Origin of the sequence: Dolichospermum sp. UHCC 0352 (assembly GCF_009711925.1) — a bacterium.
Classification (GTDB): Bacteria; Cyanobacteriota; Cyanobacteriia; order Cyanobacteriales; family Nostocaceae; genus Dolichospermum; species Dolichospermum lemmermannii.
This window is the reverse complement of the sequence record NZ_VIKY01000033.1, coordinates 1-26,105: the sequence shown is the minus strand read 5'-3', so window position 1 is coordinate 26,105 and position 26,105 is coordinate 1. Positions and strand designations below refer to the sequence as shown.

21 protein-coding genes and 1 pseudogene are annotated in these 26,105 nt (G+C 36.8%); 14 read left to right on the top strand and 8 right to left on the bottom strand.

The features are described from left to right. Positions 1–2,302, top strand: a 2,302-nt coding sequence (locus FJR06_RS02370; RefSeq protein WP_217357049.1) for an MASE1 domain-containing protein, incomplete at its 5' end; no start/stop codon positions are given. Positions 2,303–2,888: 586 nt separating this feature from the next. On the opposite strand, the gene FJR06_RS02365 is transcribed toward FJR06_RS02370, so the two are convergent. Continuing rightward, entirely contained in the window at positions 2,889–3,527 is a 639-nt protein-coding gene (locus FJR06_RS02365) for a transaldolase family protein (protein ID WP_015083222.1), read from the bottom strand. 187 nt (positions 3,528–3,714) lie between these two features. On the opposite strand from FJR06_RS02365, the gene FJR06_RS02360 reads away from it, so the two are divergent. From FJR06_RS02360 to hemJ, 6 genes are all read left to right on the top strand, one after another. After that, positions 3,715–4,962 carry an OFA family MFS transporter gene (locus FJR06_RS02360; protein ID WP_015083223.1) on the top strand — a complete coding sequence of 416 codons (1,248 nt, stop codon included), beginning with the start codon at positions 3,715–3,717 and terminating at the stop codon, positions 4,960–4,962. Between the two features lie 498 nt (positions 4,963–5,460). Further along, positions 5,461–7,149, top strand: coding sequence for a TrkA family potassium uptake protein (locus FJR06_RS02355; RefSeq protein WP_015083224.1), 1,689 nt, complete (start codon positions 5,461–5,463; stop codon positions 7,147–7,149). Positions 7,150–7,420: 271 nt separating this feature from the next. After that, a complete protein-coding gene (locus FJR06_RS02350) occupies positions 7,421–8,272 on the top strand; it encodes an alpha/beta fold hydrolase (protein ID WP_015083225.1) in 852 nt (283 codons plus the stop codon). A 241-nt stretch (positions 8,273–8,513) separates the two neighbouring features. Next, on the top strand, positions 8,514–9,407 hold the full coding sequence (gene yhdJ / locus FJR06_RS02345) for an adenine-specific DNA-methyltransferase (RefSeq protein WP_015083226.1): 894 nt from the start codon (positions 8,514–8,516) through the stop codon (positions 9,405–9,407). Continuing rightward, positions 9,388–10,521, top strand: a complete 1,134-nt coding sequence (locus tag FJR06_RS02340) for a restriction endonuclease (protein WP_168650612.1) — start codon at positions 9,388–9,390, stop codon at positions 10,519–10,521. Before yhdJ ends, FJR06_RS02340 begins: the two co-directional genes overlap by 20 nt. Before the next feature lie 121 nt (positions 10,522–10,642). Continuing rightward, positions 10,643–11,221: a protoporphyrinogen oxidase HemJ gene (gene hemJ, locus FJR06_RS02335; RefSeq protein WP_015083228.1), complete on the top strand. Its 579-nt coding sequence runs from the start codon at positions 10,643–10,645 to the stop codon at positions 11,219–11,221. 67 nt (positions 11,222–11,288) lie between these two features. On the opposite strand, the gene FJR06_RS02330 is transcribed toward hemJ, so the two are convergent. After that, on the bottom strand, positions 11,289–11,939 hold the full coding sequence (locus FJR06_RS02330; protein WP_168650610.1) for a hypothetical protein: 651 nt from the start codon (positions 11,937–11,939) through the stop codon (positions 11,289–11,291). Between the two features lie 210 nt (positions 11,940–12,149). Here FJR06_RS02330 and FJR06_RS02325 point away from each other — a divergent pair, with 210 nt between their 5' ends. After that, the gene (locus tag FJR06_RS02325; RefSeq protein WP_015083230.1) at positions 12,150–13,295 is read left to right on the top strand and encodes a cold-shock protein; all 1,146 of its coding nucleotides are present in this window, start codon (positions 12,150–12,152) and stop codon (positions 13,293–13,295) included. Positions 13,296–13,464: 169 nt separating this feature from the next. Here FJR06_RS02325 and pyrF read toward each other — a convergent pair whose 3' ends face one another. Continuing rightward, a complete protein-coding gene (pyrF, locus tag FJR06_RS02320) occupies positions 13,465–14,175 on the bottom strand; it encodes an orotidine-5'-phosphate decarboxylase (protein ID WP_168650608.1) in 711 nt (236 codons plus the stop codon). Between the two features lie 796 nt (positions 14,176–14,971). Between pyrF and FJR06_RS02315 the strand changes: the two genes are divergently transcribed. Beyond that, on the top strand, positions 14,972–15,202 hold the full coding sequence (locus FJR06_RS02315; protein ID WP_168650606.1) for a hypothetical protein: 231 nt from the start codon (positions 14,972–14,974) through the stop codon (positions 15,200–15,202). Here the strand turns inward: FJR06_RS02315 and FJR06_RS02310 are convergent. Further along, on the bottom strand, positions 15,182–15,928 hold the full coding sequence (locus FJR06_RS02310) for a TSUP family transporter (RefSeq protein WP_371723276.1): 747 nt from the start codon (positions 15,926–15,928) through the stop codon (positions 15,182–15,184). The two genes, FJR06_RS02315 and FJR06_RS02310, sit on opposite strands and share 21 nt — an antisense overlap. Positions 15,929–15,938: 10 nt before the next feature. Between FJR06_RS02310 and FJR06_RS02305 the strand changes: the two genes are divergently transcribed. Continuing rightward, entirely contained in the window at positions 15,939–17,141 is a 1,203-nt protein-coding gene (locus FJR06_RS02305; RefSeq protein ID WP_168650603.1) for an NB-ARC domain-containing protein, read from the top strand. Between the two features lie 338 nt (positions 17,142–17,479). Here the strand turns inward: FJR06_RS02305 and tyrS are convergent, their stop codons facing one another. Then, positions 17,480–18,676, bottom strand: a complete 1,197-nt coding sequence (gene tyrS, locus FJR06_RS02295; RefSeq protein WP_174783403.1) for a tyrosine--tRNA ligase — start codon at positions 18,674–18,676, stop codon at positions 17,480–17,482. A 173-nt stretch (positions 18,677–18,849) separates the two neighbouring features. Between tyrS and FJR06_RS02290 the strand changes: the two genes are divergently transcribed. After that, positions 18,850–20,772, top strand: a complete 1,923-nt coding sequence (locus tag FJR06_RS02290) for a transglycosylase domain-containing protein (RefSeq protein ID WP_168650597.1) — start codon at positions 18,850–18,852, stop codon at positions 20,770–20,772. 15 nt (positions 20,773–20,787) lie between these two features. Continuing rightward, positions 20,788–20,967, top strand: coding sequence for a hypothetical protein (locus tag FJR06_RS02285; RefSeq protein WP_162471204.1), 180 nt, complete (start codon positions 20,788–20,790; stop codon positions 20,965–20,967). Between the two features lie 99 nt (positions 20,968–21,066). Here the strand turns inward: FJR06_RS02285 and FJR06_RS02280 are convergent. The 3 genes and pseudogenes from FJR06_RS02280 to FJR06_RS02270 all read right to left on the bottom strand — a co-directional run bounded on the left by FJR06_RS02280 (position 21,067) and on the right by FJR06_RS02270 (position 24,563). Next, positions 21,067–22,643: pseudogene (locus FJR06_RS02280) on the bottom strand (group II intron reverse transcriptase/maturase). Positions 22,644–23,169: 526 nt separating this feature from the next. Further along, positions 23,170–23,472, bottom strand: coding sequence for a DUF1825 family protein (locus FJR06_RS02275; protein ID WP_015083236.1), 303 nt, complete (start codon positions 23,470–23,472; stop codon positions 23,170–23,172). 164 nt (positions 23,473–23,636) lie between these two features. Then, the gene (locus FJR06_RS02270) at positions 23,637–24,563 is read right to left on the bottom strand and encodes a DnaJ domain-containing protein (RefSeq protein ID WP_235082127.1); all 927 of its coding nucleotides are present in this window, start codon (positions 24,561–24,563) and stop codon (positions 23,637–23,639) included. Between the two features lie 345 nt (positions 24,564–24,908). Between FJR06_RS02270 and FJR06_RS02265 the strand changes: the two genes are divergently transcribed. Beyond that, positions 24,909–25,280 carry an NINE protein gene (locus tag FJR06_RS02265; RefSeq protein WP_041458635.1) on the top strand — a complete coding sequence of 124 codons (372 nt, stop codon included), beginning with the start codon at positions 24,909–24,911 and terminating at the stop codon, positions 25,278–25,280. Between the two features lie 83 nt (positions 25,281–25,363). After that, a complete protein-coding gene (locus tag FJR06_RS02260; protein WP_015083239.1) occupies positions 25,364–25,894 on the top strand; it encodes a ComEA family DNA-binding protein in 531 nt (176 codons plus the stop codon). Positions 25,895–26,105: the final 211 nt, after the last annotated feature.

Genomic DNA, 26,105 nt, shown 5'->3' with positions numbered 1-26,105 from the left:
GAGTTTCCCGCTTACCGCGAGGTCTTATAAATTAATGAAATTCAACTTAGGATTTATATCAGTCCGTTCTACATGGATAGCAGTTTTAGCTTTAGTATACTACGAAACTGCACAATTTTCTCGAATTCTCGCTTCTACGCCCCAAAATGTTACACCAGTTTGGCCACCTGATGGTTTTGCTACTGCTGCTATATTACTTTTTGGGTATTGGATTTGGCCAGGAGTATTAATTGGGTCATTCTTAGCAAATATTTGGGCATTTATTAATCCAACCAATATCATTACGCTCATTTCTTCAATTTTACAGGTTTTAGGAATTGCTATTGGTACAACTTCTGGGATATTACTGGGTTGTTTCCTATTTCGCAAATTAGTTGCTACACCCTCTCCTCTAGAACGACTAAGCGACGTGAGGAAATTTTTAGTATTCACAGGGATGATTGGACCAATTGTGAATGCGACTGCGGGAGTAACAGCATTAACATTAGGAGGAAAAATATCTATTATTGACTTTACCAATTTATGGGTAACTTGGTGGATATCTAACGTAGCTGGAATCTTTATTTTTACTCCAGCATTACTAACTTGGGGAGAGTTATTTAAGGAATATTTCTTAACGCACAAACAAGAATTTGCAATTAACCTAAAATCAAGAACTTTTTGGGGAATTATCGAAATTTTACTCTTATTAACAATTGTTATTATTATATGTGAAAATGCTTTTTTTAGTAACTACTTTATAGAATACATGATTATTCCTTGTTTAGTTTGGGCAGTTTTTCGGTTTGGGAAACTAGCTGCTACAAACTTAATTGTACTTGTAGCTGTAATGGCTATTTTAGGAACAGTTAGAGGACTAGGAGCATTTAATCGTTCTAACTTAAATGAATCTCTTTTATTACTACAATGCTTTATTGGGGTAATTGTCTTAACAACACTTGTATTAAATGCTGTGATTAGTGAAAGAAAAACAGCAACATTAATCCTAAAAAATTCGCAAATGGAATTATTTGATAAATCGCTAGAACTTCAGCAAATAGCAGAAATATTAGAGCAACAAAAAGAACAGCTTATTCAGCAAAATTTAGAATTAGAATTAGCAAAACAAAATTATGTAGATGCTAACCGTTACAAAAGTCAATTTCTCACCAACATGAGTCACGAACTGCGGATACCATTAAATGGTATTTTAGGAATTTCTCAAATTTTTCAAGATTCACCAACATTAACAACATCAGAGAAAGAAGATATTCAAATCATTTATCAATCAGGTGTCCATTTATTATCATTAATTAATGATATTTTAGATATTTCTAAAATAGAAGCTGGAAAAATGGCACTAGAACTGCAAAATTTTAACTTTCCTGATTTTTTGAAAGGGATAGTCGAAATTTGTCGTTATTCTACAATGGAAAAAAATATTGATTTTATCTATCAATTTGACCAAAAAATACCTATTATTATTCATACCGATGAAAAACGCTTAAAACAGATTTTGCTAAATCTATTAGGAAACGCTATTAAATTTACGGATACAGGTAAAGTAACTTTGATTGTTAATTTTATTAGTCAAGAACCAAAAAATGAGTTATTTTATTTAACTAAAATAAACTTCCAAGTCACAGATACTGGTGTGGGAATTAGCTCTGAAAAATTAGCCAAAATATTCTTACCATTTGAGCAAGTAGGAGAAAGTAAACTTAAATCTCAAGGCACAGGATTAGGTTTAGCAATTAGTCAAAAAATAGCTCAAATAATGGGTAGTGAAATTAAAGTCATTAGTAAATTATCCCAAGGTAGTCTATTTAGTGTAGAGCTAGATTTTCTCACCCCCAAAAATCAAGATATCCAAAAACCAGTCATTAAATTTGATACCCATTTCTCCCAGAAATTTCCTTTACAAATATTGATTGCTGAAGATAATATTGTTAATCAGAAAATTGCTGAGAAATTATTTCAGAAACTAGGATATCAAGTAGATATTGTCAATAATGGGGTTGAGGTATTAACCGCATTAAAACAACAGATATATGATGTTATTTTCATGGATATACAAATGCCAGAATTAGATGGGATAGAAACAACAGAAGCAATTTATCAAGAATGGGGTAAAACTAATCGTCCTTATATTATTGCTATGACTGCCAATGCAATGCAGTCAAACAGAGATGAATGTTTATCTGTTGGTATGGATGATTTTATTCCTAAGCCTGTCAAATTAGAAGCAATTGTAGAATCAATTCAACTGGTGCAAAAAAGACTTTTTCAACACAGAATTTATCAGTCAGAATCAACAGATTAAAAGCTGCACGACTTATAAAAAGTACCCAAAAAAAGAGAGTGGGAGGAGGCATTACCAAGCGCCTTTCTCTCCCACTCTATCATTTGCTGCTGAAGCGATTAGGAACTTTATTCATACAGACGAGAACCGTTAATTAGGGGGGTAATTTGCAGGTTAACGATAACGTCTATACTTAGCAGGTATTCCTAGGCAGCAAATACTAATTCTATTTATTTTTTAAGCAATCTTAACAAGAGCTTTTTGCTAATTGATTCAGTCTCTTAACGAATCCCTTGTTTTTGCTCGACTCATATAATTTAGCCTGGTTCGTTTCATGATGGTTGCCAATTTGGCATTTATTTTTAAATTTTTTATTTGTTCATTGCCAACAGTTTGTAATCTATATTTTCCGGGAATAATTAATAGGGGGTCACACCCATCATCCCCGATATAGATTGATTTCACTGGTTTTTAAGCCATTTTGTCTAGGACCATAAAACCAATTTTAAAATATTTTGATTATGGAAAATCAAGGTTTTAAGGATGAGGGGTGAAACCCTTCATTTATTCACTAATGGTGTTGGAGTATATACTAGAGGCTATTAATTTAAATTGTTAAGCCGATTCCTCCAGCCGCAAAATCAATCACGGTTTGATTGGAAAATTCATGGCTTGCTATGGCTTGCAACATTGCCAATGGTAAGGTGAGATGATTAGCACCGGCTTGGAGAGACGCGGCTGCTTCTGCTGGTGACTTGATACTAGCTGCTAAAATTTCCACATTACTGCCTTTGAGAATACTGGCCATATCTCGTACCAAAGCAATACCGTCTCCTAACAAGCGTTCAGCCCGATTGACATAGGCTATGGCGATTTTTGCCCCCGCTTCCTTGGCTACTGCGGCTTGTGCGGGGCTGTAAATGCCGGTGACGGAACAGGTGATTTCTGAGGAAAGGGTGGCTACTACCTCAAATCCTAGGGGTGTGGCAGGAATTTTTAAGATGGTTTGAGAACCAATAATTTCAAAAGCTTTTCTCCCTTGGGCTATCATTTTCTCTTTGTCTGAAACGAGGAGTTGATAATATACCGGACCTGAAGTTAAGGAAACTAAGGTTTTGAGGGTGGTTTCTGGTGGGGTGTTGGCTTGTGCTAACAATGTGGGGTTGGTGGTGATACCTTTTACCCAACCCCAATGTTTAACAATTTCGGCTTCTGCGGCAATAGCTGAATCTAAATAAAGTGCCATAATAACCCTGATTAATTCTTTCCAGGATTACTTTACAGCAGTTTATCCAGAAGAATTAACAGAAATATCTTAGCTAATTTTTCACGCTATCCTACGTACTCACCTCGATATAAAAAACATTTATGCCAATTTAGCCAAAAAGTGAGATACTGCAAAAAAATTATATATTCACCTCACATAACAACAAATGGAAAAACTACAATTATTTGGTATGCCTGCGGAGAAAGGGCGATGGCTACTGATACCTCTAAGTATCACTGTTTTACTGTGCTTGGGTACAGTTTATTCTTGGAGTATTTTTAGAAAACCTTTGGAAAAACTTCTTAGTGTGGGTGCAACTGATAGCCTATTACCATTTACGGTGCTGCTGGTTGTATTCGCAATTTTAATGCCAATCACTGGCTTTTATATCAATCGTTTTGATACTCGTCTGATTACAGGTGTTGGTGGGTTAATTACGGCAGTAGGTTATATCCTCTCTAGTTTGGGTGGCAATATTCCTACATTAACTATTACCTATGGTGTGATTGCTGGTATGGGTGTGGGTATCACTTACGGTGTACCATTGGCTGTGGTGGCTAAGTGGTTTCCTGATAAAAAAGGTTTGGCTGTGGGCGCTACTGTGATTGGATTTGGTTTGTCACCTTTAATTACTGCACCTTTGGCCAAGTTTCTGATAGATGCTTTTGGAGTTCAGCAAACTTTTGTAATTTTAGGTATTGCTTTTGCAGTTATTATTACCGCTATTTCTACTGTCCTCACAACTCCTCCTCCAGGTTGGCAACCAGAAGGATGGACTCCACCCGGATCTGTGCAAACAAATTCTCACACGACAACTTCAGGATCAATTCTTCAGACTTCCAGTTTTTATGGCTTGTGGTTGTGCTACACCATTGGTTCTTTTGCGGGACTGGCAGCTATTGGTATTTCTAGTCCTCTAGCACAGGAAATTATTAAATTAGATGCAGCCACAGCCGCAAATACAGTTTCTCTGTTTGCTGTCTTTAATGGTGCGGGACGGTTGTTTTTTGGGTGGTTTACGGACAAATTTACGCCAAAGTTGGGGGCAATTGTTTCCTTTGTTTTAATTTTGATTGGTTCGATTATGATGCTGAGTGCGGGTAAGGGCAGTGTACTCACTTATATAGTCGCTTTTTCGCTATTTTACTTGGCTTTGGGGGGTTGGTTAGCGATCGCTCCCACTTCTACTTTAATCATGTTTCAATCCCAAGACTATGCCAAAAATTACGGTATTGTCTTCACTGCTTACGGTATGGGGGCTTTGGGTGGAACTTTATTAGCTGGCAAAATTAGAGACATTTTCGGCAGTTACACTAATTTCTTTTATCCAACTGCGGGATTAGCCATTGTGGGAATTATTGTGGCTGTATTCATGCTGAAACGCACTTCTGCCAATGCCGATTTAGTCACATAATTTGTTCGTTTTCGACATCCCCTCTTTGCTTGTGCTTCCCGCATTAGTTAGAGGGTTGTCGGATTATTATGTGCATTTTCTAATTATTTTTAATTTTCTGCAAGAGTCAGATCCCCGACTTTTCTAAGAAGTCGGGGATCTTATCCCTATAGTGTGTTCAGTTACAGTTATTATCCCGTTAGTTAAGCAAGAATAGAGATTATTGAATTCAATTCCAACTCCTGAATTCTTTTTTGATAATTGATATGTAGGGGCTGCTGAATAAACCTAGAACTGAGATATATCAAGAGTTTGAAGGTAAAAAAGGTGAATCAGGTGCAAGGAATAAGGGTTGAAATCAGCAAAAACCTATCACTTGACCAGATTCAATACTATTCTTCTCTTCTTCTAATTCTTCCTCCTGACTCCTGACTCCTGACTCCTGACTCCTAGCCCTCACAGACAACTTTTTCAGCACCCCCTATGTAGCCATTTATATAAATTTTATGCTGCGGTTTTATGAAACCTCGAATTATTGTTTGCGGCTTAGGGCGTACCGGATATAAAATATTTCGGTTACTGAGAGAACATGGGGCTTTAGTAGTAGGTATTCATCGCAAACCCGTTGCTGGTGAAACTGCTGCTAATGTAATTGTTGGTGAGTTACAGGCAGTTGCCACTTTGCAAGCAGCGGGAATTACCGAAGCACATACTTTAGTAATTGCGACTTCTGATGATGCCCTAAATTTATCAATCATGATGCAAGCACGGGTACTTAATCCCCAAATTCGGATTATTAACCGTTTTTATAATACGAATTTAGGTGAACGTCTTGATCAAACTTTGTCAAATCATTTAAGTTTGAGTGTTGTGGGTTTAGCCGCACCAGTATTTACCTTTGCCGCTTTAGGAAACAAAGCCATTGGCCAAATTAAATTACTTGAGCAAACTTGGCCAATTCAAGAAGAATATATTCACGAAAATCATGCTTGGAAGGGTAGAAAAATTAGCTGTTTATGGGAAGATCCAACGCGAATGCTGATTTATTATGTCCCTATCCAAGGGAAAATGAATGTAGTTTCAGCAGTGTTATTAGATCAACAATTGAAAGTAGGTGATCGCTTAATTATTGGCACTCAACCCCGCATTCGTCCACAACGTAAATCATTTATTAGAAAATTAATCAAAGCTTTTGCTAATATTAGGGAATTTCAGAAACACGCCCAATCAGTTGTCGGCATGGCAATAGCTTTATTAGTAATTATTTTACTCTCTACATTTACCTATGTTGCCAGTAAGCATAATCTCTCTTTTGTTGATGCTTTATATTTTGCTGTCGGCATGATTACAGGGGCTGGTGGTAATGATAAAGTCGTAGAAAATGCACCTGATAGCATCAAATTATTTACCGTTATCATTATGCTAATTGGGGCTGTGGTAATTGGGCTTTGGTACGCTACGCTGACAGATTTTATCCTGGGTAGTCGCTTAAAACAATTTTTAGACGCAGCGAGAATTCCCCAACATAATCATTATATTGTTTGCGGTTTAAGTGGTATCGGCATTAGAATTGTTCAACAATTACATCTGAGTGGCCATGAAGTAGTAGTAATTGAAACAGACGCTAATAATAGATATGTGACTACTGCTAGAGGTATGAGTATTCCTGTCATCCTTGCTGATGCCAGTTTTCGCGCTACTCTACAGTCAAGTAATATCAACACAGCTACCGCAGTTTTAGCTGTCACTAGCAATGATGCTACTAATTTGGAAATTGCTCTCAAAGCTAAGGCTTTAGCACCGAATATTCCTGTGATTGTCAACTATGCTGATCCCGATTTTGCTGGTATAGCACAACAGGTATTTGACTTTGAAGCTGTACTCAGTCCCGCTGAACTAGCTGCCCCTGCCTTCGCTGCTGCTGCCCTAGGTGGTAGGATTATTGGTAATGGCATTATTGCTGATAATTTATGGGTAGCTTTTGCCACCACAATTACACCAATACACCCTTTCTGTGATGAGTGGGTGAAAGATGTGGCCAAGTTGGCGGATTTTGTGCCTTTGTATGTGGAAATCAACCACGAAACTGTACAGGGCTGGGATTTATTAGAAACGATTCTCGCCCCTGGAGATGTTTTGTATTTAACCATGCCCGCTAACAGGTTAAATCAGTTATGGCGAGAAGAAGGAAAAGGTATTGGAGTTTAATTAATTTTTATGGCAAGATAGTTCTTCCTCGTCAGTTTCAACTATATCAGATTCCCAGCCGCAAGTCAACCCCCTTTATCTATAAAATGCGAAATTTTTTTCTTTTTTTAGGAATTATGTTATGCCTACGGCACGCTGCGCGTTAACGAAGTTACTCTGAAAGATGCACGCGCAAAGGCGCAAAGGTTGAATTTGCTCACCTGTTACCTATTTGTAGGATGATAATGTAGCACTTGTACAGTGTTATTGCATTCCCAAATAGGAAAATAGCGTGTCAATTCAAGAACATAAAATTACGGTAGATTCTTTAGAATGGTTTTATCGGGAAGCTGAACCGATTGGGAGAACTGATTTAATCCCTGTGTTATGCTTACACGGGTTAGTTTCTCAAAGTTATAGTTGGAGAAATGTTATTCCCAGTTTAGCAGCACAGGGAAATAGAGCGATCGCACCGGACTGGATTGGTTACGGATTTTCTGGTAAACCCGAAAAACAGGATTTTGCTTATACTCCGGACGCATTTATCACAGCTTTGGATGGATTTGTTAAAGCTTTAGAATTAGAAAGATTTTCCTTAGTTGTCCAAGGATTTTTAGGTTCAGTTGGGTTACAATATGCCTTACGTCATCCTGAAAAGATTGCTAATATTGCGATTTTAAATACACCCATTACCACTTCTGCCAAAATTCCTTGGAAAATCAAACAAATGGGTTTACCATTAGCTGGAGATATCATTACCCAAGATCCTTTGTTGGTTGATAGAACATTGGAAGGGGGTAGTCGTTACCGCATTGAAGATGAAGATTTAGATATTTATAGAAAACCATTTTTGAAAAGTTCTGCTTCTGGGAGAAGTCTCCTCACCACAATTCGCAATTTTCAACTAGAAAAAGCGATGATAGAAATAGAAAATGGGTTTAAAGAATGGCCACAACCTATTTTAGTCCAATGGGGGATAATTGATCCTTGGTTATCTGTAGATATGGCGGAAACTTTCGTTAAATCTGTCGCCAATGGTGAAATAATTAAACTTAATAATGTGGGACATTATCCCCAAGAACATTATCATGAAGTGATTTTACAGGATTTATTACCATTTGTCCGGCGTTCCCAGTCGAATTAGTTATAAACCTGTGTTTCTTGTTCTCTGCTATCCCTCTTTTTTGTATTTCTGAGAAGAAGGATAGTAAAGTCACATGATATATTACTTTATAGCAATTCCTATTCAAGTGAGGTAAAAGAAGTAATAATTAAACGCAGACAAACGCAGACAAACGCAGATGTTTTTGTACTTCTTTAGACGAGGAAATACTATATCAGTTTTTGATCTGCACATTCAAAATCTTTTCTACCTATTTAAAATAATGATTGAACAATATACAAATCAACAACATACCATCTTTCATGGTGATGCTATTAGCGTTTTATCAAATCATATTCCTTCAGAATCAGTAGATTTAATTTTTATCGATCCTCCCTATAATATAGGTAAGAAATTTGGTAATTTCCATGATAAATGGGAATCAGAAGCAGAATATATAAATTGGTCATATCAATGGCTTGATGAATGTATTCGCATTCTCAAACAAAATGGTACAATTTATGTGATGACAAGTACCCAAGCAATGCCTTATTTTGATATTTACTTGAGAAAAAAATTAACTATTCTCAGTCGCATAATATGGCATTATGATAGTTCTGGAGTTCAAGCTACAAAATACTTTGGTTCAATGTATGAACCTATTCTTCATTGTGTCAAAAATAAAAATAATTATATTTTTAATGCAGATGATATCAAAGTTGAAGCAAAAACAGGCGCACAACGTAAATTAATTGATTACAGGAAATCAGTTCCTACTCCCTATAATACAGAAAAAGTACCTGGTAATGCTTGGTATTTTCCCCGTGTTAGATATCGCATGGAAGAATACGAAAACCATCCTTCACAAAAACCAGCGTCATTATTAGAAAGAATTATTTTAGCAAGTAGCCATGAAGGAAGCTTAATACTTGATCCTTTTGCTGGAACTTTTACAACTGCTGCTGTAGCTAAAGTTTTAGGTAGGGAATCTATCAGTATTGAACTACAAGAAGAATATCTAAAAATTGGGTTAAGAAGGGTTTTAAAAATGGCAGAATATAAAGGAGAAAAACTCTTACCACCACAGAAAAACCATAATGTCAAAAATAAAAATGGTAAAAAAGTAGATTTAGATTTTATCCAAGGGAGTATCTTTGATGCAAATACTACAGCATGATTTCACGAAAACAATAATTAATATTCTTAATAAATATTTTCCTGGAGATGGAGATATTATTTTAAACAATAGTCAATTATTACAATATATCAATCTTAAAACTAAAGCTGCAAATCGTGGTTCAAAATCAAGAGCCAGCTTTGCTAATCATTATGCTATATATGTTTTAATTGAAGATTATTTGCAAAATAACTTTCATATACAGAATGGCTATGAAGATTATGAAGGCGCACAATATACTACTCTATTAATGAGACAAAGAGAACTACCTTTTGGAAGGAAACTTCAAAATCATGCTCTAAATCATCGTTTAAATGAAGAATTTAAAAAATATTTTCGCACCTCAGATTATTTACCAATAATAAGAGATTCAACAACAAATAGATATTGGATTAATGAAAATCTTTTAAAAATCGAAATTGGTGAGCAATTAATCAATATTTCTGAATCTGTTAAAGATATCATTGATGCTTATATTCAAGCCAGAATGAAATCATTCAATGAATTCATGATTTATTGTCAAAAAATGATGGAAATTCAAAATCAGTCATCTGAAGCAGCAATTGAATTTATTAGAAGTCTATTAAAGTCAAATGTAGATGCTAGAGTATTTGAAATTGTGAGTTATGCGATTTTAAAACAGTATTATGCAGAACAAAAAATATACTGGGGTTGGTCACAATATGAATTAAATGTTGATCATTTGATTTTGTATAAGACTGGACGCACAAATGCAAATGATGGTGGGATAGATTTTGTTATGAAGCCTCTGGGAAGGTTTTTTCAAGTTACAGAAACTTTAGATACGGGAAAATATTTTTTAGATATTGATAAGGTACAAAAATATCCAGTTACTTTTGTAATCAAAACTGAGGATAAAGTTGAATATTTACTCAAAAATATTGAGGAACAAGCCAGGATAAGATATCAAATCAAAGCTATTATTAAGAAATATATGGAATGTATAGAGGAAGTGATAAATATTCCAGAACTAATACTTCGTTTTAATAAAGTCTTAGATTTTCAAAGGGGTATTCAAGTAATTGAAGAAATAGTTTTACAAAGTCGAGTTGAGTTCAATATGGAAGAAGAAGTAGTTGAGGATGAAATATGATGATGATAAATATAAGATTTACACTTCTTAACCTACCTGCATCCTTGCTGTAAAATCACCATAACCTGATAATGAGAGTAGATGCAATCATTTGTAAATTGATGAAGGTAGGTTAGGATTCATGGCTTATTCGTGGTTTAAAGCATTTCATATTATTGGCTTTGTGGTTTGGTTTGCGGGGTTATTTTACCTAGTGCGGTTGTTTATCTACCACGTTGAAGCGAACCTTGAACCAGAACCAGCAAGAACGATACTGAAAAACCAGTATCAAATCATGGAAAAGCGTCTTTACGATATTATTACCACTCCAGGTATGTGCGTAACGGTAGCAATGGCCATTGGAATCTTATCTACAAACATGGAACTGTTACAAGAACCTTGGTTACATTTCAAATTAGGGTTTGTAGGGATTTTAATTGGCTATCATTATTACTGTGGAAGATTAATGAAGCAGTTAGCAGCGAATGAATGTAAGTGGACTGGTCAAAGTTTACGCGCATTAAATGAAGCACCAACACTTTTATTAGTTGTAATTGTGATGTTGGCGACATTTAAGAATAACTTACCAACGGATATTACAGCTTGGTTAATTTTTGGCTTAGTGATTTTCATGGCTGTGACTATTCAACTTTACGCCAAAATCCGCAGACGCAATCAAGAAAAACTGACAGCAGAATTAAATCAAATTCCCCAAGGGTAATCATGTATTTCTTCCTTTGCGCCTTTGCTTCTCTGCGCCTCTGCGCGAAACAAAAACAATGATATGATTATCGAACACTGCCAGCTTGACAATCCCGTAACCATAGTTTAACACCTTGAGCGATCGCCCCGTTACTACTATTTCTCGGTGGTGCGATAGGTGGTTTGACTGGATAACTACCGTCTTGGGTAAACATCATTACCACAGTCCAACCAATGTTCGTTTTTGTCAAAAATAGCCTGTGAAATTCTTGTAATTCCACAGGTTTTTTGTGGATATATGTCCGTTCTAGGGTAGTAAAGAAAACCTGTTTTACTCCTTTGGCGTTATACTTATCCCCATTATCAATACTTGGATTTAATGGTAAAGGTTCAAATTCTGGTTTACCCGCAGCTAAGATATAGGAAAAAGTATCAACACTCCGTTTCAGAATACGCGCACGCTGGATAACACGATTAGTATAGCTAGGTAAATCTAACATTAGCTGAGTTGTTAAAGTTTCTAAACTTTGCTCAGAACAAGAATTACTAATTTTGGGATTTACAGGTTTGGGAGGAATATTTTTAGCATAAGCGGAGTAATGAAATCCAGGAGCAATAAATAGCCAGCAATTACAGGCTATCAAATATAAGCACCAAAAAGCAGGAGAGAAATTTACTTTCTTCTTCCTTCTTCTTTCTTGCTTTTGAACTCCTAAACTACAGAAAGGCTTTAGCATTGCTTGTTTTTGCCATAATTGGTGTCTAATTAACCTAAACCTATCGCTTTATGGTGATCCCGATTTTCTATTTACTTGTACTGATAAGCAATAACAGCTTTGACATCTTTTGTACCAAAATGTATAGTATAAAATACTAACACCGAGAACTGTTAGCTTGTGCAGTTTTTAGGCAGGCCTATATTTACCACTTTTAGGAGTTGTCAGTCAATGAGCGTGAAATTCACAGGAAAAATCCGAGCTATTAGTATTAAGGAAGGCAAAAGTCGTCTGGGATTTATTGATCCCGATAGACCAATACCTGGTCATGAAGGTGACATACTTTTCTTTGCTGATAAACTGATTGGTATCAGTATTGAATATGTTGAACGAGCAGATGTAGTAGAATTCAGTATTACTGAATGGAATAGAAAAGATGGGACTATACAAAAAATTGCCCAGGAAGTGCGTTTCTTGAATAAGACCATTAGTTTAACAGGTGTTATCAATTGGGTAAGCATAGAAAAAGGTAACGGTTTTATCAAAACCGACCAACCATTAGACAATCTAAATAAAGATTTATTCTTTTTTAAAGAAGATTTAGAGGAAATACAAATAGAAAATATTGTAAAAGGAGATAAAGTTAGATTTGTAGTAAAAATTATAAATTATAGAGATGGGAGGGTTATAAAATCAGTTAAACATATCCAATTGCTGTCACCTAGAACAAATCAACCTATACATTCAGTTACTAATATACAAACTTCTGATATAGTATCACCAATCAATTCACAAACTTCTGAGATAGAAAAATCAATCACCAATTTACAAGTTTATAATAACAATATTTTCAATTTAAAAGAACTCAAGGAAAAAATTTGTTTATTTTTGGGTAATCATAAGACACTATCAGATCCAGCAGAGTTTGAGGATTATACATTTATGATTCTCAGGCTACTTGGTATTCACAGTTTATATCAATACGATAAAAAAAACCAAGCTGGTAGAGCCGATGGTTTTTTCATAATTGGTAGTCTAGCAGTGATGTATGACTGTACTCTCAGAAACACTTTTGAAGAACACAAAAAAGAACAAATTGAAAATTATGTCAATAAATTGAAGAACTCTCAGATCACAATTGATTTTAGATTAACAAATGGCGATGTTAGAAAAAAAACTCTGCAAATCCAGGGTAAAAATTGTCAGGTATGGATAATTACTAAGAACAATACTAGAGAATTGTATGATGTTGACGGAATTCGCGTTAAAGAAGTTGCAGTTCAGGATCTAATGAACGTCTTTAATAAAAGACTGTATTCAGATGCGTTTGAAGAAGATGAACTATCTGCAAATTTGGCAGTAATTGATAAATCTTGATTGTTAGACAGATATTTTTTCCTAAAACGTAAAACCGATTTGATTCAAATATTTGCTCGTTATTAATTTACTCCCAACAAAAGCAAAAAAATAGTATTAAGAGGGTTGACAATTGATTTTGAATTTGTTATCATGAAGATGACGAGGAAGAACTATCTTGATAATCAGATTATATCTTCAACTCCTCAACAATCTGATTCCAAGCTAACTCAGGAACAGCCGCCGCAGTAATGGGACGACCGATAACGAGATAGTCTGCACCCGCTGTGATAGCTTGAGAGGGAGTGAGCGATCGCTTTTGATCTCCCTTCTCGGCCCATGTTGGCCGCACCCCTGGACAAACCAGCAAAAAGTCTTTTTCACAACTTGCTCTTAATTGTTGCACCTCTTGGGGAGAACAAACAGCCCCATTTAAACCAGAATTCTGTGCCAACAGTGCCATTTCTAAAGCAAATTCTGGCAATTCTAAAGGTATTTTTAAATCAACCGCCAATTGTCGCGCCGAAATACTGGTTAACAACGTAATAGCGATTAACTGAGGTGGTTTTGTCCCGGCTTTTTCCGCCCCAATTTGCACCGCTTCCGCCGCAGCTTTTAAAGCATCATTACCACAAGTTGCGTGAATTGTCAATAAATCCACCCCATAACCAGCCGCAGCGCGACAAGCACCGGCGACAGTATTGGGGATATCGTGAAATTTCAAATCTAGGAAAATTCGCTTTTCTTGAGATTTGAGGATTTCCAGAATCTTGGGACCAGTGCTAGTAAACAACTCCAAACCAACTTTCCAGAAAGTGACTTGGGGAAGTTTATTAATTAGAGCGATCGCACTTTCTAAATCTGGTACATCTAAAGGAACAATAATTTTGTCAGCATTCATAATTCTTATTATTACTTATTACATATTATCCAATTTATTATACTTTAATAGCGATGTTTAATATGACTACTTTTGAGTAGTTTAACAATTAGATTTACTTAATTAAAGCCTACAAGTGTTTAATAACATATAAATACTGTGTAATAGACTACAACAAAATTTTTGCTCTTAACCCTGTTATTTCCCTAATTTATAAGTGTAAATTATGAATATTTGGAAAATAGTTTAAATATTTCTATTTTAGAAAAATTAATATAACTTCATATTTATATTTTCTTAATATTTTATTGAGAATAATTTCTATTTATCAACGATCTTGCAATAGTTTCAGCGATTTGGTAAAATTTCAAAATCTAGCCTTAGTATATCAATTTTCTAAAATTGTAGGAAGTAGAATCTGGAAATCCTTTATTTATAGGTATTTGAGAAATAGGGAAAGTGAGGACGGGGAAAATATTCAGGAGTGATAGAGAATTTTTTGGACAAATTTAGAAATACCTTGATGTAGTTTTGTAAAGCAACGTCAAGGGTGGGTTGACAAAATAGACAGTTTATGATATTGTGATTAGCAAAAATATTTTCTAATTTATCGTATAATAATATTTTATAATAAAATCACTTATATTCTTCATCTGCATTATGAATACAGTTGCTATTTTAGCTATATCAAATGCCAGTGGTGAAAAGTCTTATCATGCGGTTTCTGGAAATAACAATTTATATGAAGCAATGAAGGATATTTGTCAGTGGATTATATTCAGCTATAATTGTATTCTTATCTATTTGAGGTCAAACAATGAAAGCTTTTGAAGTCATGGGAAAATTTGATGAAAAAGGTCAATTATTATTAGATAAACCTTTAGAAATTCATGCACTTAAACAAGTCAGAGTCATTATCCTTGTACCAGATGAAACTGAATCTGATTCTGATGATACCTCTGTTATGGAAATTAAAGCAAGTTTAAAAACAGCATTACAAGAAGCGAAAGCGGGAAAAAGAATACCTTTAGAAAAATTGACTCTTTAAAAACTCAAACAATAACTTAGCAGACATTAAAAAGCAGACAGAAACTACTACTGGTCGAATTAAAGCTGTCCCTTTTTCCAAAATCATTTTTGCGGCTATAGATGAGCCGATAATCTGGCCCGCAATCATGAAAATACCAATTTTCCAGTAAATCTCACCAAAAAAGACAAAATAAATCAAAGCTGAAAAGTTACTGGTAAAGTTCAAAATTTTAGCATTTGCAGTTGATTTAGATAAGTTATAACCACATAAACTAACAAATGCTAAGGTCATAAATGTTCCAGTTCCAGGACCAAAAAAACCATCATAAAATCCTAAGATTGGTGCGACGAAAACAGAAAAAGATATATAAGAAATTCGGGGTTTACGATCAACGATTCCAATGTTTTGTGAAAAAAGAAAATATAAACCCATTAATATTAACAATATAGGGATAACGCCCCTTAAAACTTCAGAATTAATAAATAATAACATTCTTCCACCTAAGACAGAACCTATGAAAGTTGTGAATAGCAATAATTTACTGTTATTTAAATTAACAATCCCTTTCCTTATAAAATATAATGAAGCAACTAATGTTCCACTACTTCCCTGTAATTTGTTAGTAGCCAATGCAACTGAAGGTGGGATACCAAGTATTAACATTGTTGGTATGGTTATTAATCCTCCTCCTCCTGCAATTGTATCTACCCAACCAGCAAGAGTTGCTACTAAGAATAGTAATATTTCAATTTAAATGCTAAATTCCATTTACGCAGATCTCCAAAAAACTTTTTTTAAACTATGGCAAATTTTATCAGAATCTTTAGGAGAAGATGTTAATAAGCATAATTTTTGTTGGACTATAGAAAGAGTTATAAATAATTCTCAGTTTTATAATTTTGGTAATAATCAGATAAATTATTGTCATAATGATAATAATGAATCTTCTAAAAATACAAAACAAGGTATTAAGAATCAACTCTATTATGATTTAACTATTGCTCCTAAAATTAATCGTTTTTGCGATCGCATTTCCGAAATTGATACTTTATTTAATTGGATATTAAACCAAACTACTAATTTAATCTCCATCTTAGGATTATCTGGTATTGGTAAAACCACACTCGTTAAAAGATTTATAGACTTACATCAACAAAAGTTTGAAGTTATTATTTGGAGAAGTTTAAAATTTCCAAAATCCCTAAATTTACTAATTAACGACTTATTAAATACTTGTCAACAAGAACCCAAAGCAACTATAAATGATAAATTAAAACAATTATTTGATATTCTCACAAATAAAAAATGCTTAATAATCCTTGATGATGTACAAAATATCTTTACTCCTCATCAATTTGCGGGAAAATATCAACCAGAATATCAAGACTATCAAACCTTATTCAAAATGATTACAGAAACCCAACATCAAAGTAGCGTCATATTAATGAGTCAAGAACAATGTCCAGAAATGGAATCTTTAGATGAAGAATTATATCCCATTAAGTCTTTAGAATTATCAGGACTAGAAAATATAGATATTCTCAAAAATACCGGATTAAAAGATGAAGATACTTGGTTAAATTTAATGATATTATATACAGGTCATCCATTGTTTCTAAAAACTATTACCATCTCAATTAAAAAGATTTTTAATGGTAAAGTTGGTGAATTTTTAGCAGAAAATGAATTAGTAATTACTCAAGAAATGCAATCTTTATTTAGTCAAATATTTAACAAAATATCACCCATTGAAAAACAGATTATTTTAGCATTGAGTAAATGTAATCAACCTGTATCTAGAAAAGATTTAAAAATTACCTTAGAATTATCTTCTACTAATTTTATTAATGGGTTAGAATCTCTACAAAAAAGGTATTTAATTCACAAAATTATAGAGGATAACATATTTTTTCATTTATCTCCTATTTTCAGGGAATATGTCAGAAATTTTTGTTAAGATTACAGGACTTACGCAAAATATTCCTCAAACCCTCATTTCTCTGTGTTCTCTGTGCCTCTGTGGTTCGTTATTGGTTGCGCCATTTTAACAATTTCTCCACGATGTAATTCATAACGTATATCGGAATTGTCAGGAAGCCAGTTAACAAATTCCTCGAATGTAACAATTTTAGTTAAGGTTTGAATCATGACTTTTAAGAATTATTGATAATGACAACATTATTAAGACTTACCCAGGAAGTAATCAAAAACCTAATTGTTTCGTAGGGGTAATTCATGAATTACCCCTACTTTCGTGATGTTTTCCGTTTTGCATTTTAAGCTGATAGCTGACAGCTACTTTACCAACCGCACAAAATTCTTCTTACCCACCTGTAACACCTTATCATATAAATCATCAGGTGTAAAAAAACTTAAATCCGCATCAGCAATCTTATCACCATTTATCCTCACTCCACCCTCCTGAATTTTCCGTTTACCTTCGGCTGTACTTTTACATAAACCGGTAGCACCTAAAATAAACGCTAATTTCGCCGGAAATTGAGGAATAGCAGCTAGAGAAAATTCTGGTAATGCTCCCTCCTTCCCACCACTTTTTGCCGCTTCCTTCGCCTCATTAGCTGCTTGTTCACCGTGATACTGACGGACAATTTCCCAGGCTAAAAATTCTTGGGCGTGGCGCGGGTTTTCTGGCAGACTATCCAAAGGTAAATCCGTCAGCAATTCAAAATACTGCGACAGTAAATTATCTGGTATACCTTGAAGTTTTTGATACTTTTGGGAAGGATGTTCTCCCAAACCCACATAATTACCTAAAGACTTAGACATTTTTTGGACACCATCAGTCCCAATTAAAATTGGTAATAACAGTCCAAATTGAGGTTTTAGACCAAAATGACGTTGTAGATCTCGTCCCACAGCGATGTTAAATTTTTGATCAGTCCCTCCCAATTCCACATCAGCTTCCACAGCCACAGAATCATAACCTTGCATCAGTGGATACAGGAACTCATGGAGAAAAATAGGATTCTCTTGTTTATAACGTTCCGCAAAACCTTCCTTCGCTAACATTTGTCCGACCGTCATTGTGGAAAGTAACTCCAAAGTTTTCCCCAAATCTAGACGGGAAAGCCATTCTGAGTTATAACGGACTTCTAACCTACCGGGAGTATCAAAATCTAAAATAGGACGGACTTGGTCAAGATAAGTTTGGGCATTTTGTGCCACATCAGCTTCCGTAAGTTGACGACGCACCTCAGATTTACCAGTAGGATCACCAATTCGGGCAGTAAAATCACCAATAATCAGTACCGCTGTATGACCAGCATCTTGAAAAGCCCGTAATTTCCGTACAGGTATACTATGACCAAAATGAATATCTGCCCCAGTCGGGTCAATACCTAGTTTAATTCTTAAAGGACGGTCAGAATTGAGTAATCGCTTTTCCAAACTTTCCGTATCATTATCACCAACATGGGGTTGCGGAAAAATTTCTGCCACACCACGATGCAACCAAGAGAAACTTTGCGTCATACTAAGAAATTCGCTATTAACTATACTTTCCACTCTAAAAGTTAAGTCTGTTATGTTCACAAACCAATTATCTGTCCTTTCTCCGGCCAGATTACTATAATTACAAAAAATTAACTGCCTTTTTCCATTTAATGAATTACATTTAAATTTACAAGTGAGGAAGTGAGATCGCCGTGTCGTCTAGGACTTTTGCAAACAAACAACCACAAGAGAAGGATTCATCTGGATTTGAGTTTTTTAAGGGAGTAGGTCAGATAACTGGCGGTACTTTGCTATCCATAACACTCCTAACAAGCTCTATTGTTGCGGGAACACTGGTAGGTTTAGCCATTAGTTTCCGTAATTTACCAGATGTTAGACAAATAAAAAACTTTTTCCCCTCGGAAACAACTTACATATACGATATAAAAGGCAAACTTTTAACCAGTATTCACGGAGAAGCTAACCGAGAAGTAGTACCCCTCAATAAAGTTTCCCCCAACCTCAAACGCGCCGTCCTAGCCAGTGAAGATGGTCACTTCTACGATCATCATGGGATTAACCCCACTGGTGTTGGTCGTGCTGTCATCGTTAACATGGTCGCAGGTGGAGTCAAAGAAGGTGGTTCTACTATCACCATGCAATTAGTTAAAAACCTATTTTTATCTCAAAAACGGGCTTTTACGCGGAAATTGGCAGAGGCTGTCCTAGCAATTCGGTTAGAGCAAATCCTCAGCAAAGAGGAAATTCTAGAAATGTACCTCAATCAAGTTTATTGGGGTCATAACAATTACGGTGTGCAAACAGCAGCCCGCAGTTATTTTAATAAATCAGCAGAATATTTAACTTTGGGTGAATCAGCTATGATGGCGGGTTTAATCCAAGCACCAGAAGAGTTTAGCCCTTTTGCGAGTATGAAATTGGCCAAACAGAAACAAAAGGAAGTTCTGGGGCGAATGATCGAATTGAATTGGATTACCCAAAAAGAATATGATGATGCCCTGAAACAACCAATTAAACTGGGTAAAATCAGGTCTTTTCAAGGTAGTGCCTCACCTTATATTACCAACACTGTAGCCCAAGAGTTGGCGAAAAAATTTGGACGTGATTCTCTGCTCAAAGGGGGAATGCGCGTCCAAACTACGGTTGATGCTAAATTCCAAGCAATGGCCGAAGAAACCGTTAGAGATTGGCATGAAAAGCTTCAGTCTCAAGGGTTGAATAAGAATCAAATGGCCTTAGTGTCAATTGATCCCCGCACCCATTTTGTGAAAGCCCTTGTCGGTGGTGTAGATTACAAAGCCAGTGAATTTAACCGAGCTACACAAGCTCAACGACAACCAGGCTCTTCATTTAAACCATTTGTTTACTATACCGCCTTTGCTACTGGCAAATATGCACCAGATAGCACAGTGATAGATGCTCCAGTCAGCTACCAAGATGGTAATAATAGGTACTTCCCAAGAAACTATGATGGTGGCTTTGCCGGAGCGATGTCAATTCGCAAAGCCCTCGCTCAATCTCGAAACATCCCAGTGATTAAACTTGGTAAATCGGTGGGGATGAATAAGGTGATTGAAACCTGCCGGACATTAGGAATTATGAGTCCCATGGAACCTGTTACCTCTTTACCTTTGGGTGCTATTGGTGTCACTCCCCTAGAAATGGCCAGTGCCTATGCTACCTTTGCTAATTATGGCTGGCAGTCACCATCTACTGTAATTGTGAGAATTACAGATAGTGCTGGTAACGTGATTCTCGATAATACACCCAAACCTAAACAAGTTCTTGACCCTTGGGCATCAGCAGCGACTATTGATATCATGACTTCAGTAATGACCGAAGGTACGGGAAAAGGTGCAGCTATAGATAGACCAAGTGCAGGTAAAACCGGAACTACATCCTCAGAAAAGGATATTTGGTTTGTAGGTACTGTACCCCAACTAACTACTGCTGTCTGGGTAGGACGGGACGACAGCAAACAGTTAGCTAGTGGAGCAACTGGTGGTGGTACTGTAGCCCCCATTTGGCGAGATTTTATGACAAAAGCACTTAAGGGCGTACCCGTAGAAAAGTTTAAGCCTCCTTCTCAGTTTCCCCGTCCCAAATCAAACTAATTGGTCAGTTGTCAGTTGTCAGTAGGGGCGAAGCATTTGGAAGATAAATTATCGGTCATTGCCAAAAATAGTTCTCCAAATACTTCGCCCGTACAGTTGTCCGTTGTCCGTTGTCAGTGGGAGAAAGAATTTTCCCACTGCCTCCCCTGTTCCCAGTTATTTTGTTTGTTCCAATTCCGCTTTCATCCTTTCTAATGTCACGTTCATTGGTTGAGTCGAGGGAGGATATTATTCCTCGCCCCTCTCAGTTAGATCCGGGCGTGCGACTTTCACCGCACCCGGCTCCCGATGTTCTTAGCTTCCGCTTTTGCTGATATGTATATAATCGTGGCAGATGAAAGTGAATGGCTAGAAGGTTTTTAGGTTTCCAATTGTTATGGTTTCCATCAACAATGATGCAAATGTACCTTCTCATCCCCAATCATTTTCAATCCACAATGACCACATTTATGGTTTTGCCGTTTAAGGGCTTTAGAGGTATCGCTGTTATAGAGCTTGCTGTTGCGCTCGCTCCAGTAACTTAAATCTCCATCGTAGGGTGATTTCTCACCTTTGACATTGATGTGTTTGTTTTCGGAGTAAGGAACTGCTGGGAATGCTTTCTTGATTAGCTCGTGGCAGGTATGGCGATTCTGCTTAGTTTCCTTGTTGAATACCCTGAATGCTCTGTGATTGATGTGCCATAAGGAAAACTTCGACCCATCCATCTTGCAGAAGCGGTGGTAATTCCTCCAACCTCTAACTACTGGGGCTAATTTCTCAGCCTTTGTGGTAGCACCATAATTCGAGTTGTTGATGATGTGTTTTACTTTCTTGCGAAAAGCTTTGTAGTTATCCACTGAGGGGGTACATCTAAACTTTCCGTTTTTCTGGATTTTAAAGTTCCAGCCGAGGAAATCAAACCCATCTGTCGCGGCGGTTAGCTTTGTCTTTTGCTCACTGACTTTCATTCCCCGCTCTGCTAAAAACTGACTGATTTTATCAAGTATAACGGTAGCATCGTCTTGGGGACGGAGTATTATTACCATGTCATCTGCGTAGCGGACTGATGGCTCAATAATATATTCCTTGGAGGTTTTGTCTGTGATTCTACAGTTGGATGTCCTGTGATATCTGTGAATACTTTCAATCCCATTTAAGGCGATGTTAGCTAATAGTGGGCTTACCATACCACCTTGAGGTGTTCCTTGTTCGGGAAACTCTGGATTAACTCCGGCTTTGAGACATCGGAAAATTCCTTGTCTTATGCTCTTGGGAGCAATGAGTCTGTCCATAATGGCGGTGTGGTTTATCCTATCAAAGCATTTTTCGATGTCGAGTTCTATAACTCGTTTATCTATTCCGTTGACGCGAGAATTTAGGTTATTGAACAGGATTTTCTGGGCATCGTGTGCCGAGCGTCTCGTTCTAAACCCGTAGCTCCTGTCATGGAAAGTTGCTTCGTGTGCTGGATCTAATGCGTATTTAACAAGGCATTGATACGCCCTATCTGCAATAGTGGGGACTTTGAGAATTCGGGTTTTGCCATCCTTTTTGGGGATAGGTATTTCACGTAATCCCTGGTGTTTCCAGTCGTTACATTCGCTTGAGAGTTTTTCGCTCAGTTGAAACCTTTGCTCAAAAGAGAGCGCGGTTTTACCGTCAATTCCCGCTGTCTTTTGCCCAGCATTTAGCTGTGTTACTTGACGAATAGCCAGTAATCTTGCGGAGGTTGATTTCAGAATCAGCTTTTGTAAGGACTTCGCTTTGCGCTTGTCTCCAACAAGAACAGCTTTATACACGCGTTTTTGTAGGCGGAATAAGTTACGGCGGAATTTCTTCCAAGGCAACGTCTTCCAGGATTCACTAGAGTTGCCTCTGTGTCTAATCATGCTCTGCGACCATTTGTGTATTCTGAACACCTCAGACCAATTACGGCCTGTCCTACCCGGATTGAGGGATTTCCGCTGCTCGTCCAGCCTACTTAGGGTTCGACCGCCCTTAGACCCTCAATCCGTTTTTATTCGTTCCCTCGGTTGATTGATAGTTCCGTTAGGTGTAGCCAATTCAACCACTGGATTCCCTAGACTCTTACCGCTATCTGACCAATATGCGGCGGGAATTATGCTCCAGTGAAGTCAGGATTTTGCTGTTGTGTCCTGCTCAATGTTCGGTTGCTTTTCTAGGCTGGTGTTTCACCGTAGGAACTCCCCATTAGCACCAGTGTCACCCCACAACGGATGTCTGATTATGCCCTGTTCCCAGCTTCGACCTCCCGATACCGAGTCGGGTCATCGTGGGCAGATAGGGAGTCATACCTGAGTCTGGTAGATGGGACTTTCACCCATATCAGACCGAGAGTTCAACCTTTTTCCATGATTGGATTGGATTGGGTTGGTTAGCTTATGTACGGACTGATTACCGTGATTCAGCTAACAACGAATCGCACTGATCAAACATTTGCTGTGGAGTTACGCCAAACTGACCTAGTTGAGTTTTTAGTTGCTGTATGGTCATTTGCGCCATGAAATCCTCTGATAGCTCGAAACGCTTCATAAAGACGCGATATCTGTCCATCATGGATTCCATTTGCTCAATAAACAGCTTTTTGCCCTCGCGGTCAAATTTGCCGTAGCTGTTGCCAAGCTGAATCAGTGCTTGATAATCTTCAAACAATTGCTTGGCTTCGTGCTGGACTATTTCCGAGTCGAAGAATCCCATTTTGCTTTTCTTTAACTGAGTGCTATGACTTCAGTAGCTTCAAATTTTGTCTCTGTTCCCATTTTAGTGTAGAAGATTCATCTAGGGAAACTACTTCGGTTCAAGTAGGAGTTTTTACCGAAATTTCACTACTTGACTTCAAGTGGATAGAGTTAGGGGGGATGTTAATGAAGTTTGGTTGATAAAAACTTACCTAAGAAAGAAGCAATACTCAAGGCTTTGGACATTGATTGAGGCTTAACTGTTTCATTGACTTGAATTGGCAAAAGGGCAGCGTATTTTAAGGCTAGTGGTTGTTGAGGATTAATTTTTAATGCTTGACCGATGTAGACTTTACTCATGCCTATAAATTTCTGGTGAAAATGGACTACTCCCAGTAGTGCGTAGTAATCACTGTTATTTAGGTCTAATTTAATAGCATCTCGCAGTTCTTTTACTGCTAAGTTCCAGTTTTCCTGATTATAATATTCTACGGCTCTCTCATAGTAAACTTGAGCATAGCTTATTGGCTCTGGTTTGAGAATTGTTGTTGAAGATGAGGTGTCTGGAGGTCTCTGGTTTTCTTCCTGGGGGATGATAGATTTAGATTGATTAGCCAGTGGACTGTTTGGTTTTTGGTGTGATAGATAGACTATATTTAACGTACTTAATTGCTGTGTTATGTGACATGACTGAGGTAATGAATGATATTGCTCATACCCATAGGATGTAACTACGTCTTCATAAAATAATTCTGCTTCTTCAGCAGACATTGTTGATATTGCCTGAATGGTAGAAACTTTGATAGCACGGACTTTCTGTGGATCTAAAACTTCTGCTTCTGAGCGTAGTAAATTTATTACATTTAAGCGTTTTTTCGTCTGATTGAGTTGTTCATAAGCTGGATTAATCAATTGTGTAAATACTGCTTGAGCTAATTCCTGATCTGGTTGGTTATGCTTGATATAGTTATCAGGATGTAGCAACTTTGCTAGAATATAATACCGTTTACTGATTTGACGTTCATCAGCATTCACTGACACCCCTAGCACAGCGTAGGGATCAAAAAGCAGGTTTAACCATTCTGTTGATAGGGAATTGAGTGGCATCATATCATTATTTACAAATTAATCTTGACTATTACTGAATTTTATCTTAAAGTTCCATTCGGTATTTTGAGCATGACTGTCAAGCAAGCAATAATTCTATATTATTACAAAAAGAGGGAAGAGGGAAGAGGGAAGAGGGAACAGATAAGAAACTAAAGTTTCACTAGTTCAGAACTTGAGTCAAAAAAAAGATGTTTTTAAAATATGCGTAGCCCGAAAAAAACAGTTTCATTATTTCAATCTCATGTTTTTAAACATGAGTTTTCTCTGTTCTCTGTTGCCCGTTCCCTGTTCCCTCTGAAGAATTAATCAGTTCATGAATCAAGTAGAATGGCTATAGATAAAATGATCTTAACTAAACGAAAAAGCCGGACTATTGCTGCTATTTTAGCCTTTTCTGGCACATTAACGATTTCGGGTTTACATAAATTCTACGTGGGACAGCCACTTTGGGGAATACTGTATGTTCTATTGTCTTGGACACCGATTCCCAAGGTAGCTTGTGCTATTGAAGGGGTTTGGTATTTAACTCAAGATGAAGAAACTTTTGATCGGTATTTTAATTTGGGTGAATCAGTAATGAAGGTATCAACCCAAGTTGGGAATCAAGTAGAATCAGTTGCTAATGCTTTGCGTGAGTTAGAAGCACTCCGTCAAGATGGATTAATTTCTGAATACGAGTTTGAGCAAAAACGTCGGCAAATGTTAGATCAAATTTAGGTAATTGGTAATTGGTAATTAGTAATTGGTAATTGGTAATTGGTAATTGGTAATTGGTAATTGGTAAAAGGATCAGGTTAAAAATGAATAAGTGGCTACCTTTAAATCTGAAATTGCAAAAGCTTCGCGCCAAGCTGCTGAATGATCCTTATTATCGTTTACAGTCGGGGGAAGAGGTACAAATGGCCGCTGAATTGGGTTTGGGTATTGATGCTAATCAAGCAACTGTGGATGATTGGCTGCGTTTACCTGGGTTGTCAATTCACCAAGGGCGATCGCTTGTGGAACTTTCTCGCGCTGGTGTGATATTCTATTGTATCGAAGATGTGGCTGCGGCTTTGGGTTTGCCAGTACAACGATTAGAACCGCTCAAGTCTTTGCTGAATTTTAATTATTATGATCAAAATTCCCTCGATAAACCCCAGCAAGTTAACCCTAATACTGCTTCGGTAGAAAGTCTTGCCAAAATCCCTTTTATAGATTTATCCCTAGCACAGACAGTTGTGGAAAACCGTCTGGCTGCTGGTTCTTACCGGAGTTTAGCAGATTTTCAACAACGTTTAGAATTATCTGGGGATGCGATCGCTCAGTTGATGTATTATTTGCGGTTTTAGTCAGTGGTCAGTAGGGGCGAAGCATTTGGAAGATAAATTATCGGTCATTACTAAAAATAGTTCTCCAAATGCTTCGCCCGTACAGTTGTCAGTGGTCAGTAGGGGCGAAGCATTTGGAAGATAAATTATCGGTCATTACTAAAAATAGTTCTCCAAATGCTTCGCCCGTACAGTTGTCATTTGTCAGTAGGGGCGAAGCATTTGGAAGATA